We start from the raw sequence: 12,343 nt of genomic DNA, 5'->3' as shown, positions 1-12,343 counted from the left end.
TTACCGGGCCGAAGCGAGTTGAGTGAAGGCGGTGCTGAGCCATTGCTGCACGCCATGCATGGTGGCGGCAGAGGTATCGAGGAACGGTTGCGGGTATACGCCGATGTAGATCAGCAGTACCGCCAGTCCCAGCACCATGATCAGTTCGCGAGCATCCATGCCGTGCAGCACCGCATCCGACTTGGACGGGCCGAAGTAGGCACGGTGGATCATGATCAGCGAGTAGACCGAGCCGAACACCAGGCCGGAAGTGGCGATCGCAGTGATCCATGGCGCGCTGACGAAGGTACCGATCAGGATCAGGAACTCGCCGACGAAGTTGCCGGTGCCCGGCAGGCCCAGGGAGGCGGCTGCGAAGAACAGGCTGATGGCCGGCAGGTAGGCGATACGCGACCACAGGCCGCCCATTTCACGCATGTCGCGAGTATGGGTGCGCTCGTACAGCTGGCCGCTGAGGATAAACAGCGCGGCTGCCGAAACACCGTGGGCCAGCATCTGGATCACCGCGCCTTGCAGGGCTTGCTGGCTGCCGGAGTAGATGCCGATCAGCACGAAGCCCATGTGGGACACGCTGGAGAAGGCGATCAGGCGCTTGATGTCGGTCTGGGCGAAGGCCAGGAAGGCACCGTAGAAGATCCCGATCAGGCCCAGGGTCATGGCGATCGGTGCGAACTCCGCCGAAGCGTTGGGGAACAACGGCAGGGCGAAGCGCAGCAGGCCATAGGCCGCGGTCTTGAGCAGGATACCGGCCAGGTCCACGGAACCGGCGGTCGGTGCCTGGGCGTGAGCGTCAGGCAACCAGGAGTGGAACGGCACCACCGGCAGCTTCACCGCGAAGGCGATGAAGAAGCCGAGCATCAGGATGTACTCGGTGGCGGTGGACATCTTGGTCTTCAGCAACTGGGCGTAATCGAAGGTGATTACCCCGGTGTTGTTGAAGTTGACCAGCACCAGGCCCAGGATCGCCACCAACATGATCAGGCCGGAAGCCTGGGTGAAGATGAAGAACTTGGTCGCCGCGTAGATCCGGGTCTTCTTGCCATCGGCCGAGCTATGACCCCAGAGCGCGATGAGGAAGTACATCGGCACCAGCATCATTTCCCAGAAGAAGAAGAACATGAACAGGTCCAGCGCCAGGAACACGCCGACAACGCCGCCCAGGATCCACATCAGGTTCAGGTGGAAGAAGCCCACGTGACGCTCGATTTCTTTCCAGGAGCAGAGTACCGAGAGGATACCCAGCAGGCCGGTCAGCAGGATCATCAACAGCGACAGGCCGTCCAGGGCCAGGTGCACGTTGATGCCGAAGCGCTGGATCCACTGGTGCTTGAACTCGATGGCCCAAGTTGGATCGGCGCCAGGCGCCGGAGCAAATGAATAGTTACCGTGGGCCCACAGCCAGAGGCCGAGGGCGAGTTCCAGGGTCATGGTCAACAGCGCAATCCAGCGGGGGAGGGTGGCGCCGAAGCGCTCACCCAGCCAGCACAGCAGGCCGCCGATGAAGGGGATCAGGATTAGCCAAGGCAGAATCATGACGGGCTCAATTCCTTTCGCAAGTTCGCAAGGTTCATATCAGACCGCTACCAGCACAATGGCACCGATGACCAGCACGGCACCGGCGGCCATCGAAGCGGCGTACCAACGCAGTTGACCGGTTTCGGTACGGCTCAGGGAGTTGTGGCCCCCCTTGGCCATACGCGGGATCAAACCGATGGTCTGATCGAGCGGGTCCTTGCGCAGTACATGGCTGATCGCCAGGTATGGCTTGACGAACAGTTTGTCGTAGATCCAGTCGAAGCCCCAGGCGGCGAACCACCAGGCCGAGAGCAGACGTCCGATGCCGCTGTTGGCGATGGCGGTTACCACGCGACGCTTGCCAAGGAACAACAGGGCAGCCAGCAGGATACCGGCCAGGGCGATGGCGCCCGAGGCGATTTCCAGACTGTGCTTGGCTTCGCCGCCAGCATGGCCGGCGCTCAGAGGCAGCACGCCGTGCAGGGGCGGAGTGATCATCGCGCCGATACCGGTGGACAGCACGATCAGCACCACCAGCGGCAGCCAGTGGGAAATGCCGTGGCCGGCGTGGGCTTCGGTCTTGGCTTCACCGTGGAAGGCGATGAAGATCAGGCGGAAGGTGTACAGCGAGGTCATGAACGCACCCACCAGGCCGGCATACAGCAGGCCTTGGTTGCCGCTGGCGAAGGCTTCCCAGAGGATCTCGTCCTTGGAGTAGAAGCCGGCGGTCACCAGAGGCAGGGCCGCCAGGGCCGCACCACCGACGATGAAGCTGGCGTAGGCCAGGGGCAGTTTCTTCCACAGGCCGCCCATCTTGAAGATGTTCTGCTCGTGGTGGCAGGCCACGATCACCGCACCAGAGGCCAGGAACAGCAGGGCCTTGAAGAAGGCGTGGGTCATCAGGTGGAAGATCGCGCCATCCCAGGCACCCACGCCCAGGGCCAGGAACATGTAGCCGATCTGGCTCATGGTCGAGTAGGCGAGGATGCGCTTGATGTCGGTCTGTACCAGCGCGGCGAAGCCGGCCAGTACCAGGGTCACGCCGCCGACCAGGCCCACCAAGTGCAGGATTTCCGGCGCCAGGGTGAACAGGCCGTGGGTACGGGCGATCAGGTAGACACCCGCGGTCACCATGGTCGCGGCGTGGATCAGTGCCGAAACCGGGGTCGGGCCCGCCATCGCGTCCGCCAACCAGGTCTGCAGCGGCAGCTGGGCCGATTTACCGACCGCGCCGCCGAGCAGCATCAGGGTCGCCAGGGTGATCCAGAAGTCACCTGCCTGGAACTTCTGCGGCGCGGCCACCAGCAGTTCCTGGACGTTCAGGGTGCCCAGTTGCTGGAACAGGATGAACAGGCCGATGGCCATGAACACGTCGCCGATACGGGTGACGATGAAGGCCTTGAGTGCGGCGTTACCGTTGTTGCGGTTGCTGTAGTAGAAACCGATCAACAGGTACGAGCACAGGCCCACGCCTTCCCAACCGAAGTAGATGAACAGCAGGTTATCGCCGAGGATCAGGAACAGCATGCTGGCGATGAACAGGTTGGTGTAGGAGAAGAACCGCGAGTAGCCGGCTTCGCCACGCATGTACCAGGACGCGAACAGGTGGATCAGGAAGCCGACGCCGGTGACTACGCCGAGCATGGTCACCGAGAGGCCGTCCAGGTACAGGGTGAAGTTCGGCGCGAAGCCGTCCACCGACATCCACTGCCATAGCAGCTGGCTGTACGCGCCGCCTGCTGGCGGGGCGACATTGAACTGCCAGATCACGTAGGCGGCGGTGGCGGCCGAGAGGCCTACCGAGCCTACGCCGATCAGCGCGGACAGGTTCTCCGAGAACCGCCCGCGGGAGAACGACAGCAGCAGGAAGCCGATCAGGGGGAAGACGAAAGTCAGGAAGAGAAGGTTCATCCGCGCATCTCACTGGCAGCATCGATGTCGAGAGTGTGGAAGCGGCGATACAGCTGCAGCAGGATCGCCAGGCCAATACTGGCCTCGGCGGCTGCCAGGCTGATCACCAGGATGAACATCACTTGTCCATCCGGCTGCGCCCAGCGGGCGCCAGCGACGATGAAGGCCAGTGCCGAGGCGTTCATCATCACTTCCAGGCTCATCAACACGAAGAGGATGTTACGGCGGACCATCAGGCCGACCAGACCGAGGCAGAACAGGATGCCGGCAACCGCCAGCCCATGCTCGAGAGGGATAGTAGGCATCGTATTACTCCTTCGCCTCGTTGCGGCCCAAGTGGAACGCCGTGACGGCTGCGGCGAGCAGCAGCATCGAGGCGAGTTCGACTACCAGCAGGTAAGGACCGAACAGGCTGATGCCCACGGCCTTGGCGCCTACGGTGGTTTGACCGATACCGGCACCGCTCTGGTGGCTGAACAGGACGTACAGCAGTTCGGCCAGCAGCAGGGCAGCGAGGATCACCGGCCCGATCCAGATACCCGGCTTGAGCCAGATACGCTCTTGCTGGACGGCAGCCGGACCGAGGTTGAGCATCATCACCACGAATACGAACAGCACCATGATGGCGCCGGCGTAGGCGATCACTTCCAGGGCTCCGGCGAACGGCGCGCCGAGGCTGAAGAAGGTCATCGCCACGGCGATCAGCGAAATGATCAGGTAGAGCAGGGCGTGCACAGGGTTGGTATTGGTCACCACACGAAGCGTGGAGACCACCGCAACACCTGACGCGAAATAGAAAGCGAATTCCATCGTTCTTCCTTAAGGCAGCAAGCTCTTCACGTTGATCGGCTCGGCTTCGTTCTGCGCGGTGCCTTTGGGCTTACCGGCAATGGCCATACCTGCAACACGATAGAAGTTGTAATCAGGGTTCTTTCCGGGACCGGAGATCAGCAGATCTTCCTTCTCGTAAACCAGGTCCTGACGTTTGAACTCGGCCATCTCGAAATCCGGTGTCAGCTGGATCGCGGTGGTCGGACAGGCTTCCTCGCAGAGACCACAGAAAATGCAGCGCGAGAAGTTGATGCGGAAGAAGTCCGGGTACCAGCGACCGTCTTCGGTTTCAGCTTTTTGCAGCGAGATGCAGCCCACCGGGCAGGCCACCGCGCACAGGTTGCAGGCTACGCAGCGCTCTTCGCCGTCGGGATCGCGGGTCAGTACGATGCGACCACGGTAGCGGGGCGGCAGGTACACCGGCTCTTCCGGGTATTGCAGGGTGTCGCGCTTGCGAAAGCCATGGCCGAAGACCATGACCAGGCTGCGCAACTGGGTACCAGTACCCTTCACGATGTCGCCAATATATTTGAACATGGGTCAAATCCTCACTGGGCCGCAACGGCTGGCGCGTTGTAGAGCACGAGCGCAGCGGTCACCAGCAAATTGATCAGGGTCAGCGGCAGGCAGAACTTCCAGCTGAAGTCCATCACCTGGTCATAGCGTGGGCGCGGGATCGAGGCGCGCAGCAGGATGAACAGCATGATGAAGAACGCGGTTTTCAAAGCGAACCAGACGAAGGACAGTTGCGGCAGGATGCCGAACGGACCGTGCCAGCCACCGAAGAACAGGGTGACCAGCAGTGCCGAGATCAAGATGATGCCGATGTATTCGCCAACGAAGAACATGCCCCACTTCATGCCGGCATATTCAATGTGGTAACCGTCGGCCAGTTCCTGTTCCGCTTCGGGCTGGTCGAAGGGGTGACGGTGAGTCACGGCCACGCCTGCGATGAAGAAGGTACAGAAGCCGAAGAACTGCGGAATGATGAACCACAGGTTCTGCGCCTGGTACTCGACGATGTCGCGCATGTTGAACGAACCGACCTGGGCCACGATGCCCATCAGCGCCAGGCCCATGAACACTTCGTAGGACACGGTCTGGGCCGAGGCACGCAAGCTGCCCAGCAGGGCGAACTTGTTGTTGCTCGACCAGCCGGCGAACAGCACCGCGTAGACCGACAGGCCAGCCATGGCGAAGAAGAACAGCAGGCCGATGTTCAGGTCCGCGACACCCCAGGTCGGGGTGATCGGGATGATCGCGAAGGCGATCAACAGGGCGCTCATGGCCACCACCGGTGCCAGGGTGAAGATCACCTTGTCGGCGAACGGCGGGGTCCAGTCTTCCTTGAAGAACATCTTCAGCATGTCGGCAGCGATCTGGAACATGCCGAACGGGCCAACGCGGTTCGGACCGTAGCGGTCCTGCCACCAGCCCAGCAGGCGACGTTCGACGAAGCTCAGCAACGCACCGGCGATCACCACCGCCAGCAGGATGACGATCGCCTTGACGACTGTGAGGATCACGTCGATCACTTCAGGGGTAAACCAACTCATTGCGCCGCCTCCTGCAGACCGTCAACGGATTTGCCTGCGAATGCCGGAGGAATTCCGGCCAGGCCGGCAGGCAGGGCCACCAGGCCGGCACCCAGCTCTTCGTTGATCCGCAGTGGCAGGCGCAGGGTCTGGCCAGCCAGGTTGATCGCGAGCATGGCGCCATCGTTGACACCCAGGCGGTCGGCCTCGGACTTGGCCAGGGCCACGTAGGCGGCTGGAATGCGTTCTTGTACCGGAGCGGCCTTCGAGGAGTTCTCCTCGCTGCCGAACAGGTGGTAGAACGGCACGGCCTGCCAGGTGCCCTGGGCCGGGGAGAAAGCCTTCGGTGCGCTGGCGAACCAGCTCAGGCGATCGCCCTGGCTTTCGATCAGGCGGGTACCCGGATCACCGGCGCGCAGGTGGCCGCCGACTTCGTCCTGGAACTTGTTCCAGGCTTGCGGCGAGTTCCAGCCCGGCGACCAGGCGAATGGCACTTGCGAACGCGGCTCGGCGGAGCCCGAGTAACCTTCCATGGAGTAGGCGAAGGCGGTATCCGGGTCTTGCGAAGTACGCGGTTCGTGCACGCTCTGGTTGGCGCGCATGGCGGTCCGGCCGCTGTAGCGCAGCGGTTCGCGGGCCAGCTTCAAGCCCTTGATGCGGAACGCAGCGGACGGCGCGGCATCGACGATGCTGGCCAGTTGCGTGTTGCTCGCGGCGCAGGCAGCGGTCACCTGGTCCAGTTGGGTCCAGTCCACCGGTTTGTTCAGCAGGGTGCTGCGCAGGGCGTGCAGCCAGCGCCAGCCTTCGTGGACCATGATGCTGGCGTCCAGGTAGGTCGGGTCGAAGACCTGGAAGAAGCGCTGGGCGCGGCCTTCCTGGCTGACCAGAGTGCCATCGCCTTCGGCGAAGCTCGCCGCGGACAGCACCAGGTGCGCGCGTTCCACGGTAGCGGTCTGCTGGTGGTCGGCCACGATCACTACCTTGGCGGCGCTCAGTGCGGCATCCACCTTGGCGGCGTCGGTGCGGGTGTACAGGTCGTTTTCCAGGACCACGATGGCGTCGGCACGGCCGTCGATCACCGCTTGCAGGGCCGCGTCCACCGATTCGCCACCGAGCATGGCCAGGCCGAGGCTGTTGGCCTCTGGCACCACCAGGCTGATGGAGCCGGCCTTGTCGCGCAGCTTCAGGGCCTTGGCGATGTTGGCCGCGGCCTCGATCAGTGCCTTGGAACCCAGGGAGGTACCGGACACGATCAGCGGGCGCTTGGCTGCCAGCAGGGCATCGGCGATACGCTGGGCCAGTTCCTGGGCCTCGCGGTCCAGGCCTTCCACTGCCGGCGCGCTGGCGTCGATGGCGTGGGCCACGGCGAAACCGATGCGGGCCAGGTCGTCGGGAGCGGCGTGCACACACTCTTCGGCGACGTCGTCGAGGCGGGTTGCAGCCAGGCTGGCGATGAACAGCGGGTTCAGCGCGTGCTGGCCGATGTTCTTCACCGCGGCGTCGAGCCATGGCTGGACGCGCATGGCGTCGGCCATTTCCTCGGCCTTGCCCTTGACCGACTGGCGCAGGGCCAGGGCCATGCGGGCGGCGGTCTGGGTCAGGTCCTCGCCGAGGACGAACACCGCGTCGTGGTCTTCGACTTCACGCAGGTTGGGAATCGGCAGCGGGCTGTCCTTGAGCACTTGCATCGCCAGGCGGATGCGCTCCAGCTCGCTGGCTTCGATGCCAGAGTAGAAGTGCTCGGCGCCGACCAGTTCCAGCAACGCATAGTTGCTTTCCAGGCTGGCGCGTGGCGAGCCGATACCGACGATGTTGCGTCCGCGCAGCAGGTCGGCAGCCTGGTCCAGGGCCTGGTCCAGGTTCAGCTGGGTGCCGTCGGCCAGGCGTGGCTGGCGAGGACGGTCCTTGCGGTTGACGTAGCCATAACCGAAGCGGCCACGGTCGCAGAGGAAGTACTGGTTGACCGAACCGTTGAAGCGGTTCTCGATGCGTCGCAGTTCACCGTAGCGCTCGCCGGGGCTGATGTTGCAGCCGCTGGAGCAGCCATGGCAGATGCTCGGCGAGAACTGCATGTCCCACTTGCGGTTGTAGCGCTCGGAGTGGGTCTTGTCGGTGAACACACCGGTCGGGCAGACCTCGGTGAGGTTGCCGGAGAATTCGCTTTCCAGCACGCCATCTTCGACGCGACCGAAGTACACGTTGTCGTGGGCGCCGTAGACACCCAGGTCGGTGCCGCCAGCGTAATCCTTGTAGTAGCGCACGCAGCGATAGCAGGCGATGCAGCGGTTCATCTCGTGGGCGATGAACGGGCCGAGCTCCTGGTTCTGGTGGGTACGCTTGGTGAAACGGTAGCGGCGTTCATTGTGGCCGGTCATTACCGTCATGTCCTGCAGGTGGCAGTGACCGCCTTCCTCGCACACTGGGCAGTCGTGCGGGTGGTTGGTCATCAGCCATTCGACGACGCTGGCGCGAAACGCCTTGGATTCCTCGTCTTCGATGGAGATCCAGGTGCCGTCGGAGGCAGGGGTCATGCAGGACATGACGATACGACCGCGGGTGTCGTTCTCGTCGGTGTACTGCTTGACCGCACACTGCCGGCAGGCGCCGACGCTACCGAGCGCCGGGTGCCAGCAGAAATAGGGGATGTCGAGGCCGAGTGACAGACAAGCCTGTAGCAGGTTGTCCGCACCGTTGACTTCGAGCGCTTTGCCGTCTACGTGGATAGTGGCCATGGTTCAAAGTTCTTCGTTGGCCCGCGTGAGCGGGCGTGGCTAATGGAAATCGGTGGGCCTGCGGCCCGCACCGAACGAGTCGGGCGGGCCGCGAGGCCGGCGGATGGCACGGACCATCCGCGATTCATCTTGTTATGCGCCGACCACGATCGGCCCGGCCTGGATTGGCTTGGCCAGGTTCGGGCGCAGGGCGTCGCCAGCACTTGCCGGAGCGACACCGGCCTCGAACTCGGACCGGAAATACTTGATGGCACTGCCCAATGGCTCGACGGCACCCGGTGCGTGAGCACAGAAGGTACGGCCTGGGCCGAGGAAGTTGACCAGACCCAGCAGGGTCTCGATGTCTTCGGCGCGGCCTTGGCCTTTTTCCAGGGCGCGCAGCATCTTCACGCTCCATGGCAGACCGTCGCGGCACGGGGTGCACCAGCCGCACGACTCACGGGCGAAGAACTCTTCCATGTTGCGCAGCAAGGACACCATGTTGACGCTGTCGTCCACCGCCATGGCCAGGCCGGTACCCATACGGGTGCCCACCTTGGCAATGCCGCCGGCGTACATTTGCGCATCCAGGTGCTCGGGCAGCAGGAAGCCGGTACCGGCGCCGCCTGGCTGCCAGCACTTGAGCTTGAAGCCATCGCGCATGCCGCCGGCGTAGTCTTCGAACAGCTCGCGGGCGGTAACGCCGAACGGCAGTTCCCACAGGCCCGGGTTCTTCACCTTGCCGGAGAAGCCCATCAGCTTGGTGCCATGGTCTTCGCTGCCTTCGCGGGCCAGCGACTTGTACCAGTCGTTGCCGTTGGCGACGATGGCCGGCACGTTGCACAGGGTCTCGACGTTGTTCACGCACGTCGGCTTGCCCCACACGCCGACGGCGGCAGGGAAGGGCGGCTTGGAGCGCGGGTTGGCGCGACGGCCTTCCAGGGAGTTGATCAGCGCGGTTTCTTCACCGCAGATGTAGCGACCGGCACCGGTGTGCACGAACAGCTCGAAGTCGAAGCCCGAGCCGAGGATGTTCTTGCCCAGAAGGCCTGCGGCCTTGGCTTCCTCGATGGCACGGTTCAAGTGCTTGGCCGCGGTGGTGTACTCGCCACGCAGGAAGATGTAGCCGCGGTAGGCCTTCAGCGCACGGGCGCTGATCAGCATGCCTTCGACCAGCAGATGGGGCTGTTGCTCCATCAGCATGCGGTCCTTCCAGGTGTTGGGTTCCATTTCGTCCGCGTTGCACAGCAGGTAGCGGATGTTCATGGATTCGTCTTTGGGCATCAGGCCCCACTTCACGCCAGTGGGGAAGCCTGCACCACCACGCCCCTTGAGGCCGGAGTCCTTGACGGCCTGGACGATATCGTCCTGGGACATCTGCGCCAGTGCCTTGCGGGCAGCGGCATAGCCGTTCTTGGACTCGTACTCGGCCAGCCAGACCGGCTCGCCGTCGTCACGCAGGCGCCAGGTCAGCGGGTGGGTTTCGGCGGTGCGCGCGATGCGGTTGGCCGGGCCGAAGGAAGTAATGGTCATACGTAACCCTCCAGCAGCTTGGAGACGCCGGCAGGTTGCACGTCGCCAAAGGTATCGTCGTCGATCATCAGCGCCGGGGCCTTGTCGCAGTTGCCCAGGCAGCACACCGGCAGCAGGGTGAAGCGACCGTCGGCGGTGGTCTGGCCGAGGCCGATGCCCAGCTCACTCTGGATCTGGCTGACTACCGACTCGTGGCCACCGATGTAGCAAACCATGCTGTCGCACACGCGAATGATGTGGCGGCCTACTGGCTGGCGGAAGATCTGGCTATAGAAGGTGGCCACGCCCTCGACGTCGCTGGCGGGGATGCCCAGCACTTCGCCGATGGCATAGATGGCGCCGTCCGGCACCCAGCCACGTTCCTTCTGGACGATCTTCAGGGCCTCGATGGACGCCGCGCGCGGGTCCTCGTAGTGATGCATCTCGTGCTCGATGGCCGAGCGCTCGGTTTCGCTCAGGGCGAAACGGTCTGTCTGGATAAGCGTGCTGTTCATGCTTAGCGGTCCACGTCAGCCATAACGAAGTCGATACTGCCCAGGTACGCGATCAAGTCCGCGACCATGCTGCCGCGGATCACCGAAGGGATCTGCTGCAGGTGCGCGTAGCTTGGGGTGCGGATCCGGGTGCGGTAGCTCATGGTGCCGCCGTCGCTCGTCAGGTAGTAACTGTTGATGCCCTTGGTGGCCTCGATCATCTGGAAGGATTCGTTGGCCGGCATCACCGGGCCCCACGAAACTTGCAGGAAGTGCGTGATCAGGGTCTCGATGTGCTGCAGGGTGCGCTCTTTCGGCGGCGGCGTGGTCAGCGGATGATCCGCCTTGTACGGGCCTTCCGGCATGTTGCGCATGCACTGGTCGATGATGCGGATACTCTGGCGCATCTCCTCGACGCGGACCATGCAGCGGTCGTAGGCATCGCCGTTGTGGGCCAGTGGGACTTCGAACTCGAAGTTCTCGTAGCCCGAGTATGGACGGGCCTTGCGCAGGTCGAAGTCGCAACCGGTGGAACGCAGGCCGGCACCGGTGGTGCCCCACTCCAGGGCTTCCTTGGTGTTGTAGGCGGCGACACCGATGGTCCGGCCCTTGAGGATGCTGTTCTGCAGGGCGGCCTTGGTGTATTCGTCGAGGCGCTTGGGCAGCCAATCGACGAACTCCTTGACCAGCTTGTCCCAGCCGCGCGGCAGGTCATGGGCCACGCCGCCGATGCGATACCAGGCCGGGTGCAGGCGGAAGCCGGTGATGGCCTCGATGACCTTGTAGGCGCGCTGGCGGTCGGTGAAGGTGAAGAACACCGGGGTCATGGCGCCCACGTCCTGGATGTAGGTACCCAGGAACAGCAGGTGGCTGGTGATCCGGAAGAACTCGGCCAGCATGATGCGGATGGTGTCGACCTTCTCCGGCACCTTGATGCCGGCCAGCTTCTCGACCGAGAGCACGTACGGCAGGTTGTTCATCACCCCGCCGAGGTAGTCGATACGGTCGGTGTAGGGAATGAAGCTGTGCCAGGACTGGCGCTCGGCCATCTTCTCGGCACCACGGTGGTGGTAGCCGATGTCCGGTACGCAGTCGACGATCTCTTCACCGTCCAGTTGCAGGATGATGCGGAAGGCACCGTGGGCCGAAGGGTGGTTCGGTCCCAGGTTGAGGAACATGTAGTCCTCGTTGGCCCCGGAACGCTTCATGCCCCAGTCTTCAGGGCGGAAGCGGGCGGCTTCTTCTTCCAGTTGCTGCTTGGCCAGGTTCAGGCTGAACGGGTCGAATTCGGTGGCGCGGGCCGGGAAGTCCTTGCGCAGCGGGTGACCTTCCCAGGTCGGCGGCATCATGATCCGCGAGAGGTGAGGGTGGCCGGCGAAATCGATGCCGAACATGTCCCAGACTTCGCGTTCATACCAGTTGGCGTTGGGCCAGATGCTGGTGACGGAGGGCAGGTTCAGGTCGCCCTCGGACAGGGCCACCTTGATCATCACGTCGCTGTTTCGTTCGATCGACAACAGGTGGTAGAAGACGCTGAAGTCGGCATCCGGCAGGCCCTGGCGCTTGGTGCGCAGGCGCTCGTCCACGCCGTGCAGGTCATAGAGCATGACGTATGGCTTGGGCAGGTTGCGCAGGAAGGTCAGGACTTCGACGAGCTTGGAGCGGGTAACCCAAAGCACCGGCATGCCGGTGCGGGTGGCTTGGGCGGTGAACGCCTCGGCGCCAAAACGGTTATTGAGTTCGACGACCACATCCTGGTCGTCAGCCTTATAAGGCGGGATGTACAGAGCACTGCCTGTAGTCATGGTTTTTTATCGCTTTCGGTCAACGTAAA

10 protein-coding genes are annotated in these 12,343 nt (G+C 63.4%); all 10 read right to left on the bottom strand.

Features of this window, described 5'->3' with window-relative positions; genetic code table 11:
- Positions 1-1,533, bottom strand: a complete 1,533-nt coding sequence (gene nuoM, locus I9018_RS20805) for an NADH-quinone oxidoreductase subunit M (protein ID WP_068582505.1) — start codon at positions 1,531-1,533, stop codon at positions 1-3.
- 39 nt (positions 1,534-1,572) lie between these two features.
- Entirely contained in the window at positions 1,573-3,426 is a 1,854-nt protein-coding gene (nuoL, locus tag I9018_RS20800) for an NADH-quinone oxidoreductase subunit L (protein ID WP_068582502.1), read from the bottom strand.
- Positions 3,423-3,731, bottom strand: coding sequence for an NADH-quinone oxidoreductase subunit NuoK (gene nuoK / locus I9018_RS20795; protein WP_022639653.1), 309 nt, complete (start codon positions 3,729-3,731; stop codon positions 3,423-3,425). The genes nuoL and nuoK overlap by 4 nt, the downstream gene beginning before the upstream one ends.
- A 4-nt stretch (positions 3,732-3,735) precedes the next feature.
- Positions 3,736-4,236 (bottom strand): NADH-quinone oxidoreductase subunit J, encoded by a 501-nt coding sequence (gene nuoJ, locus I9018_RS20790; RefSeq protein WP_068582499.1) that lies wholly within the window; start codon positions 4,234-4,236, stop codon positions 3,736-3,738.
- Between the two features lie 9 nt (positions 4,237-4,245).
- Entirely contained in the window at positions 4,246-4,794 is a 549-nt protein-coding gene (gene nuoI, locus I9018_RS20785) for an NADH-quinone oxidoreductase subunit NuoI (RefSeq protein WP_022639651.1), read from the bottom strand.
- Positions 4,795-4,805: 11 nt separating this feature from the next.
- A complete protein-coding gene (gene nuoH, locus I9018_RS20780; protein WP_022639650.1) occupies positions 4,806-5,813 on the bottom strand; it encodes an NADH-quinone oxidoreductase subunit NuoH in 1,008 nt (335 codons plus the stop codon).
- Positions 5,810-8,524 carry an NADH-quinone oxidoreductase subunit NuoG gene (gene nuoG / locus I9018_RS20775; protein ID WP_241107391.1) on the bottom strand — a complete coding sequence of 905 codons (2,715 nt, stop codon included), beginning with the start codon at positions 8,522-8,524 and terminating at the stop codon, positions 5,810-5,812. Before nuoG ends, nuoH begins: the two co-directional genes overlap by 4 nt.
- Positions 8,525-8,656: 132 nt before the next feature.
- Positions 8,657-10,036 (bottom strand): NADH-quinone oxidoreductase subunit NuoF, encoded by a 1,380-nt coding sequence (gene nuoF / locus I9018_RS20770; RefSeq protein ID WP_022639648.1) that lies wholly within the window; start codon positions 10,034-10,036, stop codon positions 8,657-8,659.
- Positions 10,033-10,530: an NADH-quinone oxidoreductase subunit NuoE gene (gene nuoE / locus I9018_RS20765; protein WP_012313767.1), complete on the bottom strand. Its 498-nt coding sequence runs from the start codon at positions 10,528-10,530 to the stop codon at positions 10,033-10,035. The genes nuoF and nuoE overlap by 4 nt, the downstream gene beginning before the upstream one ends.
- A gap of 2 nt (positions 10,531-10,532) precedes the next feature.
- Positions 10,533-12,314: an NADH-quinone oxidoreductase subunit C/D gene (gene nuoC / locus I9018_RS20760; protein ID WP_068582251.1), complete on the bottom strand. Its 1,782-nt coding sequence runs from the start codon at positions 12,312-12,314 to the stop codon at positions 10,533-10,535.
- Positions 12,315-12,343: the final 29 nt, after the last annotated feature.

It is taken from the genome of Pseudomonas sp. MPFS (assembly GCF_022537035.1).
Lineage (GTDB): Bacteria > Pseudomonadota > Gammaproteobacteria > Pseudomonadales > Pseudomonadaceae > Aquipseudomonas > Aquipseudomonas sessilinigenes.
Note: the sequence above shows the minus strand (reverse complement) of the source record. Positions and strands in the feature narration are given on the sequence as shown.